Below are 19,756 nucleotides of genomic sequence, written 5' to 3' on the forward strand. Positions count from 1 at the left end.
CGGCCACGTGCACAGTGCCGTTCAGGCCGCCGCGCATCCCCGAAATGAGAACAGAGTCATGCAGGCCGCCGAACACGAAGGGCCCCAGTCCCCGGAGACCCCGTGTGAACGCGCGGCCCGGGAGGCGGACCGAGAGGCCGTTCTCATCAGCTCTCATCTGGAGGCGGGCAAGATCCCTCCTGGCTACGAGGTCTACACCCGTGAGCAGGTCGCCTCGGGGGAATGGCTTTCCTGACCAACCGCCGTCTCCGGCCGTACTGGCCGATCCGGAGATCAGGCCGTGCGCGATGATGCGGGGATGGAGTGGTCGACGGCGTTCACGGAGATGTTCGGGGTGCGGTATCCGATCGCGCTCGCGCCGATGGGAGGGTCGGCGGGCGGCGAGCTGGCCGCGGCCGTCTCCCGTGCGGGCGGGCTCGGTCTGCTGGGCAGCGCGAACGGCGACCCGGATTGGCTGGCGCGCGAGGCGCCGATCGTGGCGGCCACCGGAAAGCCGTGGGGCATCGGGTTTCTGACCTGGAGCATCGATCTCGCGGCGGTGGATCTGGCGCTGGGCTACCGGCCCAGGGCGGTGATGCTGTCCTTCGGCGACCCGAGCCCGTACGCGGAACGCGTCCGTGAGGCGGGCGCCCTGCTGATCGTGCAGGTCTGCGACCTGGAGGAGGCCGAGCGGGCCGCCGGGCTGGGCGCCGACGCGATCGTGGCGCAGGGGACCGAGAGCGGCGGGCACGGAGCCTCGCGCGGGCGGGCCACTTTGCCCTTCGTCCCCGCAGTGGTGGACCTCGTCTCGCCCATTCCCGTGCTGGCGGCCGGTGGGATCGCCGACGGCCGCGGCGTGGCGGCGGCCCTCGTGCTGGGCGCCGCCGGGGCGCTCATCGGCACGCGCTTCCAGGCGACCACCGAGGCTCTGGTCGAGCCCGCGACCACCAAGGCGATCCTCGAAGGACGCGGGCAGGACACCGAGCGCAGCAACGTGCTCGACATCGCCCGCAACTCCCCATGGCCGTCGAAGTACTCGGCGCGCACCCTCGGCCACCCCTACCTGGAGCGCTGGCGCGGCCGGGAAGAGGAACTCACCGCCGACCCCCAAGCTCGTCGGGCGTACCAGGACGACGTGGCCGGCGGCGCGATCCCGCCACTGCCGATCTGGGCCGGGGAGGGCGTCGACCTCATCACCGACCTCCCCTCCGCTGAGGACCTCGTCCACGCGATGGCCACCCAGGCCGAACAAGCCCTGACCCAAGCAGGACGCCGCTAGCTAGGCCGCCGCCGTGACGGCCTACCGGGACGGCACCGCCGTCAAAGCCCTGGCCCGCCAGCACCAGGTCGCCCCCAAGAGCATCCGCCGCGTCCTGGACGCCGCTCGCGCCCCCGAACTGCCCGACCAGCTCGACACGCCCGGCCACCGCCCCCGGCCAGCCGCACGGCTTGCCCGCGGCAGACCCGGACGTAGTGCTCGACCTGCCTGGCCTGCTCGCCGACCATCTGCGCGCCGCCGGCGACGAGGCCGTCCGCCAGGCAAACGGCTCCGGGCGGACCATCCGTCGCGGCCAAAGCCACTCGGTCCGCGTCACCGCCCCACTCGCACTGCACCGCGCCGCTCTGCAGCAGAGCGCGGGCCCTGGCCACCGAGGCCGCCTGACCGGCCACGCGCAAGGCTCACCGGGTGTACGCCACCCGCTTCACCACCGCTGGCCGGCAGCCACCAGGGCACTGACCAGCATGCCCCGCATCAGCCCCCCATTACGACGAGATCACCGAGTTGTGGGACACCCTCCTGTTGAAAGAAAGCGAGCCGGCGAAGGCCGCGGTCATCCTGAGCGCGATGAAGGCGCTGGTCATCTTCACTGTGCTCCCCGACTCAGCCGCGGCAGCCGACGAAGTGACCCGGCACTTGAACCGCCTGTTCGAGCGCGGGGGCGATCTGGGAGACCAGCGTCTCCGCCAGCACCAACGCCAAGGCGGAATCGGAGCCTCCCTGGCGCATCTGTGGAACCTACCTGGATCTGCAGGAAGACCCTCGATCCCCCGAAGGAAACAGCCACCCCCGCAGCGTCGAGTTGATCGTGATGCTGCCGGGCCAGGGCGTATGAGGGGGACATCCGGCACGTGATCGCCGAGGTCGCGTAGGAGGTCGGCGTCACCGGGCGGGGCGGTGGCAGCGCCGTCAGTACATGCTGAGCGCGTCGACGCGGTCCATGAGGTCGGAGTACTCGCTGTCGGCGTCGTCGATGATCTCTTGAGGTGTGCGCGCTTGGCGCGGTCCGAAGTGGTCTTCGGCGATGCGGGCGATCTCGGGTTGCGGGTCGGCGTCCCAGTAGGAGGCCCCGAAGGTGATGGCCTCGTAGGGCCCGAGGCCGCCCGCGAGCAGGTGGAGCAGGTCGCACAGGTTCAGTGCGACGGGTCCCATGGCGCCCTCGCTCTCGAGGAAGACGACCGGCTGCTCCTCGACAGGACGTCCCTGGTGGACCAGCCAGAAGGCCGCCAGGCCGCCGCTCCCGGCTCGTCGCCACGCGGCGCGTCGTCGTCCAAGCCGGACAGATCCACGTTCACATCAGGAAGATCGGAGGCATCGGCCCAGGTGACGGCGGGTTCGATGGGGTCGACACCCGCCTCGCGCAGGTCGGCCTCGGCCTCTTCGAGGGTGACGCCGCGCAAGGTGGCTATGGCCTGAGCGGACAGCACCCCGAGCGCGTAGCCGTTGATCGTGCGTGTGAGCAGTTGCTGCGGTGTTCGCCGTTTGTCGGATTCGGTCTGTAGCGCGCGGTACTGGTCGGTCCACCCGAACCGGGCGGCCAACTGGGGGGTGTAGAGCTCCGCCCACCGCTCGCTGATCGGGCGGTCAATGTACTCGGCCTGTTCAAGGGCGATCGCGGCGATCGCGGGAGATACCAGAAACCGCTGCACCACTGCCGACAACGATGCCAGGGTCACCTCCTGCCGACCGCCCAAGAACTCGCGCAGACCTTCCAGAGGCAGGAGGAGGTGCCGGGCGAAGGCGCGGCACCTGCCCTCCCTCGGAGACGGTTCGCTCTGGTCGACCGATTCGGTATCGGTCCAGTCTTCGAAGAGGACATGGGCGAGTTCGTGAGCGAGCGTGCTGCGCTGCCGCATTGGATGCCTGGTGCGCGCGACCCCGATGAACACAACTGCTCGGTCTGGGTCTCGCATCGCCAGGCCGTGCTCGTCAGGGCCTACGTCGAGCACCGCCACGTCGATCCCCGTCGTCTGCTCGATGACCGTCACCAGGTCCCCGAGCGGCTGCACCCCGAGATGATGCTCGTGACGGAACCGCTGCGCAGCTGCTCGACCTTCGGCTTCGACGTTCACCTCGCTCCGGCCTCCAGCTCAGACCGTCGCGGGAACGGCCTGATCGTCCAGGTAGTCGTTCAGTTCGAGGAAGCCGAGGAGCGCATCGCGCATCTCCTCCATGCCGGAGCCGTTCGTCGCGCGCGCCGCGTACTGCACGCGGTCCGCCACGGTCCCGGTTCCGGTCAGCTGCGGGATGGTGTGCCCGGTCGCCTGGGCGATCAGCACGATCTCCGGCATCTTCGCCACCCGGCCACCGGAGATGATCCGCGACAGGGTGGACTGGGAGATGCCGGTTGCCTCCGAGAGCCCTCGCTGGCTGAGCCCGGCCGCCACGCGGGCGCGTTCGATGAGCGCGCCGACTTTTGCCATGACCACTCCTGAATCACTATGTCGATCTGTGATTCAGAATAGGCGCGGCCGACATGACCGGTCAACTGTGGGGCCACTTCTGAGGTCCGAGTCTGGTGGCCGACGTCGGTCATCGTGCGTACGCTGGCGCGTCAAGATCGAGATGGGGGGGCGCGGGGCGTATGGGGTGGCGGATCGAGGCCGGTGGGTATACGGCGGAGTTCACGGACGGTCTGGAGGTCGTCTACCGCAATCCTCATGGGCGGAGACTCAAGCAGGCTCCGGAGCAGCTGGGGGGCGCGCCCGGCCTGGCCGCCATGTACACGGTGCGGCGGTACCTGAAGCGCCACGAGGAGCAGTGCGACGAAGCGGCACGCTCCTGGGCGGCCAAGGGTGTGAGTGTTCCACGCGCGCTGGCGGACGCCGACCCGTTCTGGGCGGCGGCGCTCGACGAAGCGGGTGTCGCCCTCACCACGGAGCCGGTCGAAGGCGGGCTGTGCGCGCGGACCTACGTCGGCCCCGACGACCGCAGGCTCACCCAGGTGCTCGGCGAGTCGACCGTCCGCTACCGCGACATGCTGATGGCGGTGGACGGGTGGGAGCCGGAGGGCCTGTTCGAGACCGGCCTGCCCGCCCCCTACGCCAGCGTGGTCCCCTTCCCCGAGCGCGTCGTCGAGGCGCACCCCGAGGCGGAGCGGCTCGCGGTGGAGAAGGTCCACACCCTGGAGGTCCGGACCGGTCGCTGGCGCTCCTTCTACAAGCCGGCCGTGGAGGAGATCCTGTCGGGCCTGGAGGAGTCGGCCCCCGGACTCCTGATCACACTTCTGGACGAGGTGGCCGATGCCGCCCTCACCCACGAGCCGAACCTGGCCGCCGCCTGGTTCGGCCGCGCACGCAAGCTCGAACGGACGCTGGCGCGTCATCCCGATCCGGAGTGGCTGGCCGACCGCTACGAGGAGCACGCGGAGGTGGTGTCGGCGACGATCCTGCGGGCCTGGGCGCGCGACCTCGGCGCCAAGGGCGCGGCCACGCCGGAGGGCCTCGCCCGCTTCCGCGAGGTGATGGTGTGGCGGGTCGAGGCCGGCGGCGACGTCTACCCCCGGCTCGCCTCCGACCTCCGGAAGATCGCCAAGGCCGCGGGGCTGGATCCCGAGGAGGAGCTCGCGGAGTTCCTGCGGTCCCCCTTCGCCGCGGACGAGGTGTCGCTGAGCGACGACGCGTTCTGGAACGACGCGCTGAAGGGCCGCGCCATGGACCTGGTGTCCGGGCCGGAGACGGCGCGGCGGGCGCTGGAACTGCGTCCGAGATATCCGGCCCATGGGCCGCTGTGGCTGAAGCTGCTCGACCGCAGCGGCGCCCTGGCGATGCTGGCCGGGGAGGCCCCCGGCCTCCAGCGCGGGGACGCCGCCGCCTGGCTGGTCGCCTGCGTGCAGCGACGTCAGTGGAGGGATCCGTTCGGCGAGCTGTACGAGGTGGCCGAGCGGATCGCCCCGCGGCTCGCGTCCGACGGGGTGCCGGTGGCGTTCCGTTTCTGGCGGCTCGACGAGACCGGCCGCAGTCGGACGCCCCTGGACATGATCGACATGTTGCTGGAGCACGGTGTCCCCGTCGCCGACCCGCCGGAGCGGCTCGGCCCCGCGTTCCTGCCCGACCTGGTGATCGACCGCCGCCCCGAGCTGCGGCACGTGCTGGCGGACGAGCGGTTCGCGCGGGAACTGCGCGCCCGGGCGCGGGGCGACCTCGACATGACCGTCGGGGACCAGGCGTCCAACACCTGGTACGAGCCGCACGAGACCAAGGGCTGGGGCAAGCTCCCGGTGCTGTTCGACAACCCGATCGGGCACGAGGAGGTGCGCGCGTGGTGCGCCCGCGAGCGCGCCCTGCTGCGCGAGGGCGTCGACCTGTACGGGCTGCGGATGCTCCTGGCCCGGTTCGTGCACGTGGGCGCGGCCGTGGATCTGCTGCTCAAGGACGCCGAGGCCGCGCGGGAGTTCGCGGCGGTGGACGTCATGGCGCTGCTCATGGCCGACCTGCCGGAGGAGTTCACCCGCGAACGGGTCGAGGAGCTGATGAAGCTCCTGGAGCCCCACTACATCAACCGCTCGGTGTCGGGGCCGAACTTCGCGGCCCTCTCCGAGGCGCTGCCGGAGCTGAAGGAGCAGGACAGGGGCACCTTCGACAGGGTCGCGTTCTCGCTGGTCACGGCGGTCAACTGCCGGGTGGGGCTGGAACGCCTCGTCCGCCGCCTCACTCCGGGAGAGGAGGCGAAGGAGGCGGCCCCGGCGCGGACCGTCGACCCGGTCGTGCGGCAGTGCGGCTGGCTCATGGACCTGGCGGGCTCCGGCACGCCCGTCTGGGACGGCGACATGGGCACGCCGAGCGGCAAGTTCGACGGCAACCTGATCGGCCTGGAACTCCGGCCGAACCACGTCAACACCACCGTGCACACCGGCGTCGCCTCAAGGTCGAGGGCGCGTTCGTACCAGAGGCCGGCCGCCTACGCGTCCTACCCCTTCGTGTCGGGCGAGCCAGGCCGCTGGCGGGTGGTGCGCTGCGAACTGCCCGAGGACACGAAGGGCGGCATGGCCACCCCTGGGATGGCGTTCCGCACGACCGCGTCCGTCGCCCTGGTGGTGAGCGCCAAGTACGGGGTGCCCCCGGAACGGCTGCTCCTGGAGTACGCCCCCGAGGGGAAGTTCGCCGAGGAGGGCCCGCTGGCGGCGGCCGGTGCGCGCCTGCTCGACGCCTGCGTGCTGGAGCCGGTGCGCTCCCGCGACTGGTTCGCGCGTTTCAGCGAGCTCTGGCGCGAACGGGACCGCCCCCGGATCAGGCCTGAACTGGCGGCCGCGTTCGCGGAGAAGACGGGCCTGTCGGAGACCGAGGCGGCCGTCGTGCTCCAGGGGGCGGTCTCGTCCGCGCCGTACCAGCTGGGCGAGGACGACCCCGTCCGGCTGGTCCACTTCGGTTCGGGGTGGCACTCGGGGACGGACCAGGTGAAGGAGGGCCTCAGGGCCCTGCAGCCGGCCGAGTTCTACACCAGGCTCTACGAACGGCTCCTGCCGGACGACCCGGAGGAGCTGTGGACGTCGGGCCCGGCGGTCGACCGCGCGCTCGCGTGGTGCTCGGAGCGGTCGGGAGCCCCGTTCCCCGTGCCCGCCGGGCTGCTGCCCCGCGCGCTCAAGGAGATCACCCGGCCCAAGGGCGAGGTTCCGCTGACACGCGCGGACCCGAAGGCCCCGTGGCCCTGGCGGAGCGGCCGGGCGCCGCTGCGGCCGTGGGTGCTCATCGGCCGTGTCGCCGCCGGCGCGGACTGCCTCGCGGACGCCTCGGCCTTCTCCGGCGAACCGGACCCGCTCGCCCTGCCGCGCGTCGCCGCCTGGCTCGCCTACCGGACCCCGGCCGGCGATCCGCTGCGCCCCGCGATCGGCGCCGCGATCTCCCGGCTGCGCGAGGCCTCCGGTCCGCGCACCCTGTTCTCGCTGCAAAGCAACCACCTCATGGGCGACCCGCCGCCCACCGACGTGCTCACCGCCCATCCGGCGGTGACGCTCGTCGAGGACGACCTCCTGCGCCTCCGCCACCTGCGGGTGGATCCGGCCGCGGTGAAGGGGCCGGACGACCCGCTGCTCGACATCCTCGACGACTACTACGACGCGACCCTGCCGTCCCAGGTGGTGCCCGGCGGTTCCGGGCTTCCCGCACTGGCCGACCTGCGTCTTCTGCTCAGCGACGACTTCGCCGCGCTCGGTGCGCACCTGGCCGGCGGCGCGGACCTTGCGCCGGGCTGGGAGCAGCACCCGGCACGCTCGGTGCCGCACCTGGTGGAGGAATGCGCGGAGACCCACCGGCTGGGCGAGGACGCGGCGGCCCTCTACCTGATGCTGCTCGCCCTGCCCGACCCGTCCGACCGGAACGTGAAGGAGTGGACCGGCTGGAAGCCCGCCCGGTTCAAGGCGGCGGTGGCCGAACTCGGCGGTACGGGCCTCGTGCTGAGCGCCACCAGGGCGCGTGCGGGACGTTCGCTGTTCGTGCACGGCGCCTGGCGGGAGCACAAGGCGCCGCGCCTCCCCATCGAGGCGCCGAAGATCCGTCTGCTGCCGTTGGCGGACGAGCGCCGCTCCCTGGCGAACATGGCCGCCGTCCCGTCCGGCCCCGTCCCCGTCCTGTTCGACCGCGCGTGGAGGGACGCGCAGCCCCGCGGGCCGCGGTAGGCCGGTTCAGCCGCCTGAGCCGGGGTCGGGCTCCGCGCCGGTGACGGCCTTCATCTCCTGGCCCATGACGTCCACCAGTGAGCCGCCGTCGACGTCCCGGTTGGTGAGGATGACCCCGACCCAGCCGGTGTCCGGGTAGATGCTCCAGTTGGCGCCGACACCGGGGTTGCCTCCTGCGCGCTGGTACATCCACTGGCCCTCGACGATGCTGATCGGGATCCCGTACGCGCCGAACGACGCCGGCCCGTGAGGGATCTTGGCCGAGGTGAGCACGTCGGCCCAGGGCCGCTCCAGCACCGTGCCGTCGGTCAGGCCGCGCGCGAACCGGGCCAGGTCCGGCGCGGTGGCGAAACCGCCGTCGCCGGGGGCGTCGATGAAGGCGCGGCCCGGGTTCTTGCCGAGCACGTACGGGTTCGGGCTGCCCTTGTCCAGGTTGTGGAGTGCGTCCACGATGCCGCCGCCGTCCACCTTCATGTACGGGTGCGCGATGTGCCTGTCGGTCGTCCACTGCGGACGGGTGTAGAAGCCCGAGCCGGTCATGCCGCAGCGCTTGAAGATGTTCTCCTGGACGTAGTCCCAGTACGTCATGCCGGCGACGGCCTCCACGATCAGCGCGGAGATGGTGACCTCCGGTTCCGCGTGGGCGGTGTTCGGAACGCCTGGGACGCCCACCGGCCTCGCCTGCCGGGCGCGCCGCTCGTAGTGCTCGTGGACCTCGTCGCGGCTCTGGAAGACGTGCCGCACGTCCTCGTCCGGCGCGTCCAGCCCGGAGGTGCCGGACAGCAGGTGGTGGATGTTCACCTTTTCGGCGACGTACTCGGCGAAGCCGGTCAGGTGGGCTCCCACGGTGTCCGTCAGGCGCAGCTTGCCCTGCTGGGCCAGTTGCAGCATGGCCACCGCGAAGAACGGCTTGCCCGCCGAGCTGAGGGTGAACGCCGTGCCCTCCTGGTTGCGGATCCCCCTCGCCTCGTCGGCCATGCCGTAGCTGCGGGACATCACCGTCCGCCCCCGGTGCGCGAGCAGCACCCGGCCGGAGAACTTGCCCTCGGCGGCGAGCTTCGCCACATACCGGTCGTAGGCCCCGCCGGGCAGGGTGTCCGGCGGGATCTCGTCGCGCCTGGACGGGGGCGGAGCGGCGTGGCCGGTCCCGGCGCTCGCCAGCGGAAGCCCGGCCGCCGTCCCGGCGGCGGCCAGACCGCCCCAGGTGACCAGCCGCCGCCGTCCGATACCGCGTCCCGGATTCGAGTCCATGCCCACAGTCCTTTCCAGGTTCGAGATCTGCGCCGTGAGGGATGCGCCGCCGTGGCGGCGCGGAGCTCACCAGTCGATTTCCGTCGCCACCGGAAGGTGGTCGCTGCCGGTGGCCGGCAGGACCGACGCGCTTCTCGGCTCCACGCCGCGGACCAGGATCTGGTCGATGCGCGCCATGGGGAACGCCGCCGGCCAGCTGAAGCCGAAGCCGTCCCCGGCCTCGTCCTGGACCGGGCGAAGCCGCGAGGTGACGCCGGCGAACGCGCGGTCGTCCATGGTGCCGTTCAGGTCGCCGAGCAGGACCACTCGCTCGTTCCGTTCGGCGGCGACCGCCTGGCCGAGCGCCTGCGCGCCCCGGTCCCGGTGGGTCGTCCAGAAGCCCGCCCTGGGATTGACGCGGACGGACCCCAGGTGGGCCACGTACACCGCCAGAGGCCCGTGTTCCGTGGCCACCGTGGTGCGCAGCGCCCGGTTGTATCCCATCTTGACCGCGGCAGGCTTGGTGTCCCCCAGCGGCCCGGTGTCGGTCTTGATGTCGACCGGCCGGGTGTCCGACAGCGGCAGCCTGCTCCACAGCCCGACCGTGCCCTGCACCGTGTGGTACAGGTACGCCTCGGCCAGCTCCTTCTCGTAGGCGCCCTTGGCCTGCTCGCTCAGCTCCTCCAGCGCCAGCACGTCCGCGCCGGAGGCGACGAGGGCGCGGGCGGTGCCGGCCGGGTCGGGATTGTCGGCGCCGACGTTGTGACTGACCATGATCAACTCGCCGCCCGCGTGGGACTTGTCGCCGAGCAGCCCGCCGAAGAGGTTCAGCCACACCAGGACCGGCAGCAGCAGCGCGGCGACCGCGGAGGCGGAGCGGCGCCACAGCGCCCCGGCCAGCAGCACCGGGACGAACAGGCCGAACCACGGCAGGAAGGTCTCCACCAGGCTGCCGGCGTTCCCGATCCGGTTCGGGATCTTCGCGTGGAGCAGCATGAGCAGGCCGAGCAGCAGCGCCAGTGCCGCGAGCACCAGGCCGCGCCTCCAGGGCCCCGGCCCGGAGCAGGCACGGATCGCCCGGTCGACGCCCGAGCGCCGGGTTCCGGCATCGGCGACCCGGGGCACGTCGGCGGCGTGCGAGGTCACGAGATCGGTGGGCAGGGGCATGGCGTCGGCGTGCCCGTCGGCGCCGTCCCGTCCGGTCTCCGCCGGGTCCGCCGGCGCCATCGTCGGTCCTCGCTCGCTGCCGGTCACCGCCGCGTCCTCGGGTCCTGGGCGGGGCCGGCGTCCGTGCGCGGGCGGGCACGTGGATTTCGAGTCACACCGCGAGTCAACGCGGCGCGATGTTGCGGGCGCGTATGAAGTTTCCGATATGCCGACGATATGGAGCGGTCCGTACCATCGAGAGCATGCGTGCGTGCACCGTCGAGCCCGTCCACCCCGGCGGCACCCGTGGATAGGCGCCCGGGGCTCAGCGCCCGGCTGAAGCTCACCATCAGCTACGCCGGATTCGTCCTGCTGGGCGGCGCCCTCCTGCTGGTCGTGGTCTGGGTGTTCGTCCTGCGCTGGATGCGCGACATCGACGCCGGAGCCATCCAGAGGGGCCACGGCATCGTGATCGTGGTCGGGCCCGACCGCTCCGACCTCCTGCGCGGCTTCTATCCCGCCGCCACCGTGGCGATGGCCCTCCTCCTGGTGTTCGGCCTCCTCGGCGGATGGTTCCTCTCCGGCCGGATGCTCGCCCCCCTCAACCGGATCGCGGACGCGGCGCGGATGGCCTCCGGCGGATCCCTGTCCCACCGGATCCGGCTGGGGGGCCGCACGGACGAGTTCCGCGAGCTCGCCGACGTGTTCGACGCCATGCTCGAACAACTCGAATCCCATGTCGCCGAGCAGCAGAGGTTCGCCGCGAACGCCTCCCACGAACTGCGGACGCCGCTGGCCATCTCCCAGACCCTCCTGGACGCCGCCCGCGACGACCCCGCGCGGGACCAGGGCGAACTCATCGAACGCCTCCAGACCGTCAACACGCGGGCGATCGACCTCACCGAGGCCCTGCTGCTGCTCAGCCGCACCGACCGGGGGAGCTTCACCCGCGAGGTGGTCGACCTGTCCCTCGTCGCCGAGGAAGCCGCCGAGACGCTGCTCCCCTTCGCCGAGGAGCGCCGGATCACGATCGAAGTCACCGGCGAGGAGGCGCCGGCCCTCGGCTCCGGGGAACTCCTCCTGCGGCTGGTGACCAACCTCGTCCAGAACGCCATCGTCCACAACCTCCCGGACGGCGGCACCGTCACCGTCCACACCGAGACGCGGCACGACGCGAGCGTGCTGCGGGTCGAGAACACCGGCCGGACGGTCCCGCCGGACCTGGTCCCGACCCTGACCGAGCCCTTCCAGCGCGGAACGCAGCGCACCCGCACCAGCGGGCACGCCGGCGTCGGCCTCGGGCTGGCCATCGTGCACAGCATCGTCCGGGCTCACGACGGGACCCTCGACCTCGCCGCCCGCCCCGCCGGCGGCCTCCTCGTCACGATCCGCCTTCCCGGCGGGCGCGCGGCGGCGACCCGGCGGGAGGCGTCCGCCAGCGGGCCCTACAAGATCCGCTGAGGGGGACCCGCTCGCCGGGCTCCGGGCCTCACTCCGGTGTTCCGTTCGCCGGCGGAGGGCGGGTGAAGGCTCCGGCGGCCGCGGCCAGGGCGGCGGTTCTGGCCGCGTGGGCGGGGAGGTCCGGGTCGTGGGGCGTGCGCAGAAGCACCAGGTGGTGGTACACGGGCGCCGTGGCCGCGACGAGCAGGCGCCGGGCGTCGGTGTGCGGCGGGAGCTCGCCGCGGTGGACGGACCGGCCGACGACGACCTCGCACCGGGCGTAGCGGTCCTCCCAGAGTCGCCGCTGGGCCTCGGCGGCCTTCTCGGAACGGAACGAGGCGGCGATGAGGGCCGCCATGATCGGCGGCTCCGCGGCCATGGCCGTCTGGATCTCCTGGTTGAGGGCCGCCAGGTCGCCTTCCAGCGAGCCGGTGTCCGGGGGGCGCCAGTCGTCGTCGCCGGCCGCGTCGAGGACGTCGGCCAGCAGTCCGCCGACGTCGGTCCAGCGCCGGTAGACGGTGGCGCGGTGCACGCCCGCGCGGGCGGCGACGGCCTCCATGGTGAGCCCGTCGTAACCGTGCTCGCCGAGCTCCGCGAGGACCGCGTCGAGCACCTGCGCACGGGTGCGGGCGGTCCGGCCGCCGGGGCGGCGCCGGGGCGCGGACCCGTCCCGCGGCGGGGGCGCCCCGGGAGTCGTCGCTGGTGAGCCGGTTGCTCGGCGGGACGAAGTCATGGCAGTATCCTAACGTAACACTTGTCGCATTAAGAAGGCGCTCCGTCATGCCGCTCGTTCCCGCCGACCCGACCGCCCTGCACCCGATGCCCGGCCAGCCGCGGGTGGTGCTGCTGAAACCGCTGGTCACCTCGCCGCTGATCGAGGTCGGCGAGTTCTCCTACTACGACGACCCGGACGACCCGACCGCGTTCGAGACGCGCAACGTGCTGTACCACTACGGGCCGGAACGGCTGGTGATCGGGAGGTTCTGCGCGCTGGGCGAGGGCGTGCGGTTCATCATGAACGGCGCCAACCACCGCATGGACGGGCCCTCGACCTTCCCCTTCCCGATCATGGGCGGCTCCTGGGCCGAGCACGTCGACCTCATCGCCGGCCTGCCCGGACGGGGCGACACCGTGGTCGGCCACGACGTCTGGTTCGGCTACCGGGCCACGGTCATGCCCGGCGTCCGGATCGGTCACGGAGCGATCATCGCCTCCGGCTCCGTCGTCGTCGACGACGTCCCCGACTACGGCATCGTCGGCGGCAACCCGGCCAAGCTCATCCGCCGCCGCTACGACGACGCCGACGTGGCCCGCCTCCTGGCCGCCGCCTGGTGGGACTGGCCGCTCCAGCACATCACCGAGCACGTCCGCACGATCATGTCCGGCGGCGTCGACGACCTGGAGGCGGCGGCCCGCCTGGAGTAGCGCCGCCCGCTCGGGGTAACGCCGCCCCTTCCCCCTCCGACCTGGAATCGAGCCGTCGGCATGCCTTCCCGGTCTCAGCACGCCTCGTTCGCCGACTGGCTCGGCGCCCATGCCGTCCCGCTCGCCCATCTCGACCGTGATGCGCCGCTGGACGACCTGGAGCCGCTGCGCGACGTCGTCGGCGACGCGCGCGTCGTCGCGATCGGCGAGAACTCCCACTTCATCACCGAGTTCTCGCTCATGCGCCAGCGCATCCTGCGGTTCCTGGTCGAGCGCTGCGGATTCGGCGTCCTGGCCTTCGAGTACGGCTTCAGCGAAGGCTTCCCGCTGGACGCCTGGGCCCAGGGCAAGGGGGCGGACGAGGACCTGTCCGCCCTTCTCGCGGCGGCGATCCCGGTGGGCGTCGACGAGCCGCTGCGCTGGATGCGCCGGCGCAACGCCACGCGCGAGACGCCGGTGCGCTTCGCCGGGATCGACATCCCGGCGGCCGGTGGGTCGCTGCTGCCGGCCCTGGCCCCGGTCGCCGACTACCTGCGCCAGGTCGACCCCGAGATCGTCCCGGCGGTCCAGGAGGCCGTGCGGATCGCCGGGACGTTCGCCGGGCCCTCGGCGGCCGCGGCCGCACCGGCCTGGACGCGTCTGGACGCCGCCGAGCAGGACGCTCTCAGCGCGATCCTGATGCGCCTGCTCATCCGGTTCCGTGCCGTCGCGCCGCTGTACCTGTCGCGCGGCGGCCGGCACGGCTACGACGTCGCCCTGCGTCGCCTGGAGGCCGCCTGCCACGCCGACTACGGCTTCCGCGCCATGGCCGGCCTGTACGCGGGCAACGGCCTGACCGCCGACACCTCGGCCCGGGACGTCTACATGGCCGGGTCGGTCCAGTGGCACCTGGAGCACTGCGAGCCCGGGACCCGCATCGTGCTGGCGGCCCACAACGCCCACATCCAGAAGACGCCGGTCTCCTTCAACGGTCATCTCACAGGGCTTCCCATGGGGCAGCATCTGCACGACGCCCTGGGCGACGACTATGTCGCCCTCGCCCTGACCAGCGTCACCGGACACACCGCCGACATGCGTCCGGACGAGGAGGCGCGCTTCGGCTTCACCGTCCACGCCACCGCGCTGCAACCGCCCGAGCAGGGCAGCATCGAGGCCGCCTTCGCCGACGCCGGGCTCGGGCCGAGCATCACCGACCTCCGGCAGGCGCGCGCCCAGGGCCCCGGCCCGGACCGCATCCGGATCCAGAGCGCCTACGTGGAGACCCCCGTCCTCGACGCGTTCGACGCCGTCATCACCACCCCGGCCTCCACCGTCGCCGACGGCCTCGCGGACACGTGAGGGCCGCGCCCGGACTCAGGCGCCGGACTCAGGCGCCGGAGCCGGTCGGTTCGACGTTGCGCTCGGGGCGGCTGATCTCGGCCCACACCTCGTCGAGGGAGAGGCCGAGGACGCCGGCGATCGCGGCGATGGTCGAGAAGGCGGGGGTGGCCACACGGCCGGACTCGATCTTCCGGAGGGTCTCCGGGGAGACGCGCGCGTCGAGCGCGGTGGCGAGCATGGAGCGCTCTCCCCTGGCCCGGCGCAGGAGGGCGCCGAGGCGTCGTCCGCGTTCGACCTCCGCGGGAGTGTGCGGCAACCTGACCATGGCCCCTATTCTAGTACCGGTATAGTAAGGCCGGTATAATTATTGGTTGCGTGAGGCGGGCGCCGCATGATCGAGATCCTGAACCCCAGCGAAGTGGCCCGAGCGAAGGGCACCGGCGCCCTGGTCGCCGAGATCCTGCAGACGATGAGGCGCCGCACCACGGTCGGCACGAGCCTCCTGGACATCGACCGGTGGACCCAGACCATGATCGCGGAGGCCGGGGCGGAGTCCTGCTACGTCGACTACGAGCCGTCCTTCGGGCGCGGGCCGTTCGGCCACTACATCTGCACCGCCGTCAACGACGCCGTGCTCCACGGGCTCCCCCACGACTACGCGCTCGCCGACGGCGACCTGCTGACGCTCGACCTCGCCGTCTCCCTGGGCGGAGTCGCCGCTGACTCCGCCATCAGCTTCATCGTGGGCGAGTCGAAGCCCCCGGAGAGCGTCGCGCTGATCAGCGCGACCGAGCGCGCGCTGAGCGCGGGGATCGCCGCCGCCGGCCCCGGGGCCCGCGTCGGCGACATCTCCCACGCCATCGGCTCGGTCCTCCGCGAGGCGGGTTACTCGATCAACACCGAGTTCGGGGGCCACGGCATCGGCTCGACGATGCACCAGGACCCGCACGTCTCCAACACCGGACGGCCCGGCCGCGGGTACAAGCTGCGTCCCGGGCTGCTGCTCGCGCTGGAGCCGTGGGTCATGGCCGACACCGCCCAGCTCGTCACCGACGCCGACGGCTGGACGCTCCGGAGCGCGACCGGCTGCCGGACGGCCCACAGCGAGCACACGATCGCCATCACCGACGACGGCGCCGAAATCCTCACCCTGCCGAGATAGGCGCGGCGCGCCGCGGTCGGATGCCACCCGCGCCATGGACACCTCGCCGTTAAATCGACACAAACCTAGGACAATGGGGGTTTTTGGCCCGCTCGGGCGGGCGATGGTGACGACCGCATGGTGTGAGGTGGTGCGGTTGGCACGGCTGGTAGCGGTCAACGTCGGTATGCCCAGGGACGTCCCCTGGGAGGGGCGGACGGTGCGCACCGGAATCTGGAAGGAGCCGGTACGCGGCCCGGTCATGGCACGCCGCCTGAACCTGGACGGCGACGGGCAGGGAGACCTGGCGGGGCACGGCGGCGAGCAGCGCGCCGTCATGGTCTACCAGACGGATTCCTACCGCTACTGGGAACGGGTGCTCGGGCGTGACGACCTCGTGGACGGGCACTTCGGAGAGAACTTCACCGTCGACGGCCTGCCCGACGACCAGGTGTGCATCGGGGACCGCTACCGGATCGGCGAGGCCGTCTTCGAGGTCACCCAGCCCCGGGTGACCTGCTACCGGGTCGGGCTGCGCCTGGGCGAACCGCGGATGGCGGCGCTGCTGGTGGCCCACCGCCGTCCCGGCTTCTACATGAGAGTGATCACCGAGGGCGCGGTGGAGGCGGGGCAGGAGATCGTCAAGATCGCCGGCGGGCCGGGCGCGATGAGCGTCACCGAGGTCGACGGGCTGCTGTACCTGTCCGAGCATCCCCGCGACCGTCTGGAGAGCGCGTTGCGCGTCGGGGCCCTCAGCCCCGGCTGGCAGGACTCGTTCCGGGCCCTGCTCCAGCAGGCCGGCGGGCCGGGCGGCAACGCCGGGCTGACCGCCGAAGCCGCGGTGCCGCCGCCCGCCTGGACGGGGTTCCGGGCCCTGCGGGTGGCGCGCATCCAGCGGGAGAGCCGCGGCATCGTGTCCCTGTGGCTGGCCGCCGAGCAGGACGCTCCGCTGCCGCCCGCCCTGCCCGGCCAGTTCGTGACCGTCATGCTGGACGCCGACGACCACGGACCCGCGCTGGTCCGCGGCTACTCGTTGTCGGGCAGGCCCGGCGACCCGCAGTACAGGATCAGCGTCAAGGCCGAGCCGCACGGCGCCGCCAGCACGCGGCTGCACCGGTACCTGAAGGTCGGTGACACCCTCCAGGTGGCCGCGCCCCGGGGCACGTTCGTGCTCCCCGCCGGCGACGGGCCCGTGGTCCTGGTGTCGGCGGGCGTGGGCGCCACCCCGGTCCTGGCGATGCTGCAGGCTCTGGCCGAGTCGGGGACCTCACGGCCGGTGTGGTGGCTGCACGGCGCCCGGGACGGCGCCGAACACGCCTTCGCCGACGAGGTCCGCACCCTGCTGGGCAGGCTTCCCCACGCCGCCCTGCGCGTGTGCTACAGCCGCCCGCGCCCGCAGGACCGCCTCGGCACCGACTACACCGACCCGGGTCACCTGGACGCGGCCGTGCTGCGCAGCGCCGGAGTGCCGGCCGACTCCGACGCCTACGTCTGCGGTCCGCCTTCGTTCATGGCCGCGCAGACCCGCGCGCTCGCCGAGCAGGGGCTGGCCACCGGCCGCATCCACATCGAGACCTTCGGCGCCGGGCCCTCCGTCACACCGGGCGTCGCCGCCTCCGCCGACCGCCCGCCTCATCCGCCGCCGGGACCACCGGGCGCCGGATCGGCGGTGTCGTTCGCCCGCAGCGGCGTCCGGGCCCCGTGGGACGAGAGCGCGTCCAGCCTGCTGGAGTTCGCGGAGGCATGCGACGTCCCCGTCCGCTGGTCCTGCCGCACGGGCGTCTGCCACACCTGCGAGACGGCCATGCTGTCGGGCGAGGTGGCCTACGACCCCGACCCCGTCGCCCCTCCCGCCGACGGCAACGTCCTGATCTGCTGCTCCCGCCCGACGCGGGAGACCGTCCTGGACCTGTGAGGAGAACGTCATGGAGTACCTGGTCCGGTTCCAGGTCGACATCCCCGCCGGGGCCTCCGACGCCGAGATCGAACGGCGCCGGGACGCGGAGGCGGACGCGGCGGCCGACCTCGCGGCACAAGGCCACATCGCCCGCATATGGGCCGTGCCCGGCACATCCCCGATCATGGGGTTGTACCGCGCCGACGACCGGGCGGAGCTCGACGCCCTGCTCCAGGGGCTGCCGCTGTACGACTGGATGCGCATCACCGTCACACCGCTCGGCCCCCACCCCAACGACCCCGCCCGCGCCGGCGCCGCGGGCCCCGCCGGCGGCCGCCTGCCCCAGCCCCGGCTGACGCTGGTGTACCGGCTGGAGGCCGCTCTCGATCCGCCACTGGACCTCGGTGAGGTCGCCGCGGGGCATCGGCGCATCGTCGCCCTGACCGGCGGGACCTTCACCGGACCCGGCATCCGGGGCGTCCTGCTGCCGGGGGCCAGCGCCGACTGGCAGGTCGCGCTGGCGGACGGCACCGCGCTCGGCGACATCCGCTACACCCTGCGGACCGACGGCGGCGACCTGCTCTACGTCCGGTCACGTTCGGTGCGCCACGGGAGCGCGGAGGTGCTCGCCCGGCTCGGCCGCGGCGAGGACGTCGACCCGGGTGAGTACGTCTTCCGAGCGGCCACCGAGATAGAGACCGCCGCCCGCGCTCTCGACTGGCTGAACAAGGGCGTCTTCATCACCGTCGGCGGGCGCCGCCCCGCGGAGGTCGTCTACGAGACCTATCTCGCCGGATGATCCGGGCAGATGGATGACGCCGATGACCCAAAACCATAGAAGCGACCCGAGGGGGCCGCTCCTACAGGTTTCCGGCCGGCAGGTACGGTCGCCGGCCGTTGAGTTGATCAGGCGCCGTCTCGCAGCGCCTGCCGCGCCGCCCGCATCGCGGGTGTGACCTCGTTCCTCGGGTCCGTCAGCGACTCCAGGAGCGTCTGACCGGCGCTGCGATTGCTCGCAGCGGCCATCTCCCGGGCGCCTTCCCTGACGACGGGGTCGGTCGTGCGCAGGGCCAGGAGCGTGTACTCCTCGGCCCTGGTCCCGCTGGCCTGCTGGCCTGCGCTGACCCTTGCCGCTTCTTCTCGATCTCGCCTCGATGTCATGGCGGGACTCCTTAGGGGTCTTTTCTTTGTGGAAAGGGACGGCTCGTCCCGGCCCCTACCGTCCCGCATTCCCGACCACCGTCAACACGGCCGCCCACGCGACACGGCAGCCGGGCCCCGAAGCCCGGACGGCGGCTCGGGATTGTCTACCGTCAGGGGGAGCTGCGAAAACGGGGGCGCGGAATGCGTGTGGTGTTGTCGACGTGGGGGTCGCGCGGGGACGTCGAGCCGCTGGCAGGGCTCGCGGTGCGGCTGCGGGAACTCGGCGCGGAGGTGCGGGTGTGCGCGCCGCCGGACGAGGAGTTCGTCGCGCTGGTGGCGCGCGCCGGGGTGCCGCTGGTGCCGCTGGGACCCGAGGTGCGCTCGGTCGTCACCGCCACGAGGCCGCCAACCGCCATCGGGAGGCGGTGGGCCTGCCGCCGGTGGGCGACGTCCGCGACCACGTCTTCACCGAGCGTCCGTGGTTGGCGGCCGATGCGACGTTGTGTCCGGCGCGGGGGGTGACGGACTTCGACGTCGTGCAGACCGGAGCGTGGGTCATGCCCGACGAGCGTCCGCTTCCGCAGGGGCTTGAGGCGTTCCTGGACGCGGGTGCGCCGCCGGTGTTCGCGGGCTTCGGCAGCGTCGCCGCGCGTGCTCCGAAGAACCTCGGTCAGATGGCCGTCGAGGCCTGCCGCGCGCACGGGCGCCGCGTGGTCCTCGCCGGCGGTTGGGCCCGCGAGGCCGGCGAGGCGGACGACTGCTTCGTCGTCGGCGAGGTCAACCAGCAGGCGTTGTTCGGACGGGTCGCCGCCGTTGTGCACCATGGCGGCGCCGGCACCACGGCGACGGCCGCGCGGGCGGGCGCGCCGCAGGTCGTCGTGCCGCGGATCGTGGATCAGCCGTACTGGGCCGCCCGGGTGGCCGAACTGGGGATCGGCGCCGCCCACGATGGGCCGAGCCCGACCGTCGAGTCCCTGTCGGCCGCGCTCACCAGGGCCCTCGCTCCTGCGACCGGGGCCCGGGCGAGGGCCGTCGGCGGGACGGTCGGCGCCGACGGGGCGATCGTGGCCGCGAAGCTGCTGCTGGACGCGGTCGGCCGGTAGAGGCCGACCCGCCGGACGCCGCCGTCACCTGGCCTTCCAC

18 protein-coding genes are annotated in these 19,756 nt (G+C 72.7%); 10 read left to right on the plus strand and 8 right to left on the minus strand.

Annotated elements, in window-relative coordinates; all coding sequences use genetic code 11:
- The first annotated feature begins 298 nt into the window (after positions 1-298).
- A complete protein-coding gene (locus tag ACQEU6_RS20445) occupies positions 299-1,258 on the plus strand; it encodes an NAD(P)H-dependent flavin oxidoreductase (RefSeq protein ID WP_499334050.1) in 960 nt (319 codons plus the stop codon).
- Positions 1,259-2,167: 909 nt separating this feature from the next.
- Here ACQEU6_RS20445 and ACQEU6_RS20450 read toward each other — a convergent pair.
- Genes ACQEU6_RS20450 through ACQEU6_RS20460 form a run of 3 tightly spaced genes read right to left on the minus strand, consistent with a single transcriptional unit; the run spans position 2,168 to position 3,681 of the window.
- Positions 2,168-2,410, minus strand: a complete 243-nt coding sequence (locus ACQEU6_RS20450) for a hypothetical protein (protein ID WP_499334052.1) — start codon at positions 2,408-2,410, stop codon at positions 2,168-2,170.
- Positions 2,392-3,330, minus strand: coding sequence for an ImmA/IrrE family metallo-endopeptidase (locus ACQEU6_RS20455; protein WP_499334053.1), 939 nt, complete (start codon positions 3,328-3,330; stop codon positions 2,392-2,394). Before ACQEU6_RS20455 ends, ACQEU6_RS20450 begins: the two co-directional genes overlap by 19 nt.
- A gap of 18 nt (positions 3,331-3,348) precedes the next feature.
- Positions 3,349-3,681 carry a helix-turn-helix domain-containing protein gene (locus tag ACQEU6_RS20460; RefSeq protein ID WP_499334055.1) on the minus strand — a complete coding sequence of 111 codons (333 nt, stop codon included), beginning with the start codon at positions 3,679-3,681 and terminating at the stop codon, positions 3,349-3,351.
- Positions 3,682-3,842: 161 nt separating this feature from the next.
- Here ACQEU6_RS20460 and ACQEU6_RS20465 point away from each other — a divergent pair, with 161 nt between their 5' ends.
- Positions 3,843-7,871 carry an HU family DNA-binding protein gene (locus ACQEU6_RS20465; RefSeq protein ID WP_499334056.1) on the plus strand — a complete coding sequence of 1,343 codons (4,029 nt, stop codon included), beginning with the start codon at positions 3,843-3,845 and terminating at the stop codon, positions 7,869-7,871.
- 6 nt (positions 7,872-7,877) lie between these two features.
- Here ACQEU6_RS20465 and ACQEU6_RS20470 read toward each other — a convergent pair whose 3' ends face one another.
- On the minus strand, positions 7,878-9,122 hold the full coding sequence (locus ACQEU6_RS20470) for a serine hydrolase domain-containing protein (RefSeq protein ID WP_499334058.1): 1,245 nt from the start codon (positions 9,120-9,122) through the stop codon (positions 7,878-7,880).
- Between the two features lie 66 nt (positions 9,123-9,188).
- Complete coding sequence (locus ACQEU6_RS20475; RefSeq protein WP_499340273.1) at positions 9,189-10,097, minus strand: endonuclease/exonuclease/phosphatase family protein; 909 nt, start codon at positions 10,095-10,097, stop codon at positions 9,189-9,191.
- A 456-nt stretch (positions 10,098-10,553) separates the two neighbouring features.
- On the opposite strand from ACQEU6_RS20475, the gene ACQEU6_RS20480 reads away from it, so the two are divergent.
- Positions 10,554-11,708: a sensor histidine kinase gene (locus ACQEU6_RS20480; RefSeq protein WP_499334060.1), complete on the plus strand. Its 1,155-nt coding sequence runs from the start codon at positions 10,554-10,556 to the stop codon at positions 11,706-11,708.
- Between the two features lie 28 nt (positions 11,709-11,736).
- Here ACQEU6_RS20480 and ACQEU6_RS20485 read toward each other — a convergent pair whose 3' ends face one another.
- A complete protein-coding gene (locus tag ACQEU6_RS20485) occupies positions 11,737-12,420 on the minus strand; it encodes a TetR/AcrR family transcriptional regulator (protein ID WP_499334062.1) in 684 nt (227 codons plus the stop codon).
- A gap of 47 nt (positions 12,421-12,467) precedes the next feature.
- Here ACQEU6_RS20485 and ACQEU6_RS20490 point away from each other — a divergent pair, with 47 nt between their 5' ends.
- Both ACQEU6_RS20490 and ACQEU6_RS20495 read left to right on the plus strand, forming a co-directional pair.
- Positions 12,468-13,112, plus strand: a complete 645-nt coding sequence (locus tag ACQEU6_RS20490) for a CatB-related O-acetyltransferase (protein ID WP_499334063.1) — start codon at positions 12,468-12,470, stop codon at positions 13,110-13,112.
- Positions 13,113-13,172: 60 nt separating this feature from the next.
- Positions 13,173-14,450, plus strand: a complete 1,278-nt coding sequence (locus ACQEU6_RS20495; protein ID WP_499334065.1) for an erythromycin esterase family protein — start codon at positions 13,173-13,175, stop codon at positions 14,448-14,450.
- Positions 14,451-14,478: 28 nt separating this feature from the next.
- On the opposite strand, the gene ACQEU6_RS20500 is transcribed toward ACQEU6_RS20495, so the two are convergent.
- Positions 14,479-14,757: a helix-turn-helix domain-containing protein gene (locus tag ACQEU6_RS20500; RefSeq protein WP_499334066.1), complete on the minus strand. Its 279-nt coding sequence runs from the start codon at positions 14,755-14,757 to the stop codon at positions 14,479-14,481.
- Between the two features lie 66 nt (positions 14,758-14,823).
- On the opposite strand from ACQEU6_RS20500, the gene map reads away from it, so the two are divergent.
- From map to ACQEU6_RS20515, 3 genes are all read left to right on the plus strand, one after another.
- The gene (gene map, locus ACQEU6_RS20505; protein ID WP_499334068.1) at positions 14,824-15,594 is read left to right on the plus strand and encodes a type I methionyl aminopeptidase; all 771 of its coding nucleotides are present in this window, start codon (positions 14,824-14,826) and stop codon (positions 15,592-15,594) included.
- Positions 15,595-15,730: 136 nt separating this feature from the next.
- Positions 15,731-17,488, plus strand: coding sequence for an MOSC domain-containing protein (locus ACQEU6_RS20510; protein WP_499334070.1), 1,758 nt, complete (start codon positions 15,731-15,733; stop codon positions 17,486-17,488).
- A gap of 10 nt (positions 17,489-17,498) precedes the next feature.
- Positions 17,499-18,269 (plus strand): muconolactone Delta-isomerase family protein, encoded by a 771-nt coding sequence (locus tag ACQEU6_RS20515; protein ID WP_499334071.1) that lies wholly within the window; start codon positions 17,499-17,501, stop codon positions 18,267-18,269.
- Positions 18,270-18,376: 107 nt separating this feature from the next.
- Here the strand turns inward: ACQEU6_RS20515 and ACQEU6_RS20520 are convergent, their stop codons facing one another.
- A complete protein-coding gene (locus ACQEU6_RS20520; protein ID WP_499334072.1) occupies positions 18,377-18,631 on the minus strand; it encodes a hypothetical protein in 255 nt (84 codons plus the stop codon).
- A gap of 183 nt (positions 18,632-18,814) precedes the next feature.
- Between ACQEU6_RS20520 and ACQEU6_RS20525 the strand changes: the two genes are divergently transcribed.
- A complete protein-coding gene (locus ACQEU6_RS20525) occupies positions 18,815-19,135 on the plus strand; it encodes a glycosyltransferase (protein WP_499334073.1) in 321 nt (106 codons plus the stop codon).
- Positions 19,132-19,716: a glycosyltransferase gene (locus ACQEU6_RS20530; protein ID WP_499334074.1), complete on the plus strand. Its 585-nt coding sequence runs from the start codon at positions 19,132-19,134 to the stop codon at positions 19,714-19,716. The genes ACQEU6_RS20525 and ACQEU6_RS20530 overlap by 4 nt, the downstream gene beginning before the upstream one ends.
- Positions 19,717-19,756 lie beyond the last annotated feature (40 nt).

Origin of the sequence: Spirillospora sp. CA-108201 (assembly GCF_050936235.1) — a bacterium.
In the GTDB taxonomy this organism is placed as follows: Bacteria; Actinomycetota; Actinomycetes; order Streptosporangiales; family Streptosporangiaceae; genus Spirillospora.

Excerpts from the sequence above, each read along its gene's own strand:
- ACQEU6_RS20520 (WP_499334072.1), bottom strand. The coding sequence starts at position 18,631 with ATGACATCGAGGCGAGATCGAGAAGAAGCGGCAAGGGTCAGCGCAGGC.
- ACQEU6_RS20445 (WP_499334050.1), top strand. The coding sequence starts at position 299 with ATGGAGTGGTCGACGGCGTTCACGGAGATGTTCGGGGTGCGGTATCCG.
- ACQEU6_RS20495 (WP_499334065.1), top strand. The coding sequence starts at position 13,173 with ATGCCTTCCCGGTCTCAGCACGCCTCGTTCGCCGACTGGCTCGGCGCC.
- ACQEU6_RS20470 (WP_499334058.1), bottom strand. The coding sequence starts at position 9,122 with ATGGACTCGAATCCGGGACGCGGTATCGGACGGCGGCGGCTGGTCACC.
- ACQEU6_RS20515 (WP_499334071.1), top strand. The coding sequence starts at position 17,499 with ATGGAGTACCTGGTCCGGTTCCAGGTCGACATCCCCGCCGGGGCCTCC.
- ACQEU6_RS20485 (WP_499334062.1), bottom strand. The coding sequence starts at position 12,420 with ATGACTTCGTCCCGCCGAGCAACCGGCTCACCAGCGACGACTCCCGGG.
- ACQEU6_RS20525 (WP_499334073.1), top strand. The coding sequence starts at position 18,815 with ATGCGTGTGGTGTTGTCGACGTGGGGGTCGCGCGGGGACGTCGAGCCG.
- ACQEU6_RS20475 (WP_499340273.1), bottom strand. The coding sequence starts at position 10,097 with ATGCTGCTCCACGCGAAGATCCCGAACCGGATCGGGAACGCCGGCAGC.
- map (WP_499334068.1), top strand. The coding sequence starts at position 14,824 with ATGATCGAGATCCTGAACCCCAGCGAAGTGGCCCGAGCGAAGGGCACC.
- ACQEU6_RS20500 (WP_499334066.1), bottom strand. The coding sequence starts at position 14,757 with ATGGTCAGGTTGCCGCACACTCCCGCGGAGGTCGAACGCGGACGACGC.
- ACQEU6_RS20450 (WP_499334052.1), bottom strand. The coding sequence starts at position 2,410 with ATGGGACCCGTCGCACTGAACCTGTGCGACCTGCTCCACCTGCTCGCG.
- ACQEU6_RS20465 (WP_499334056.1), top strand. The coding sequence starts at position 3,843 with ATGGGGTGGCGGATCGAGGCCGGTGGGTATACGGCGGAGTTCACGGAC.
- ACQEU6_RS20490 (WP_499334063.1), top strand. The coding sequence starts at position 12,468 with ATGCCGCTCGTTCCCGCCGACCCGACCGCCCTGCACCCGATGCCCGGC.
- ACQEU6_RS20460 (WP_499334055.1), bottom strand. The coding sequence starts at position 3,681 with ATGGCAAAAGTCGGCGCGCTCATCGAACGCGCCCGCGTGGCGGCCGGG.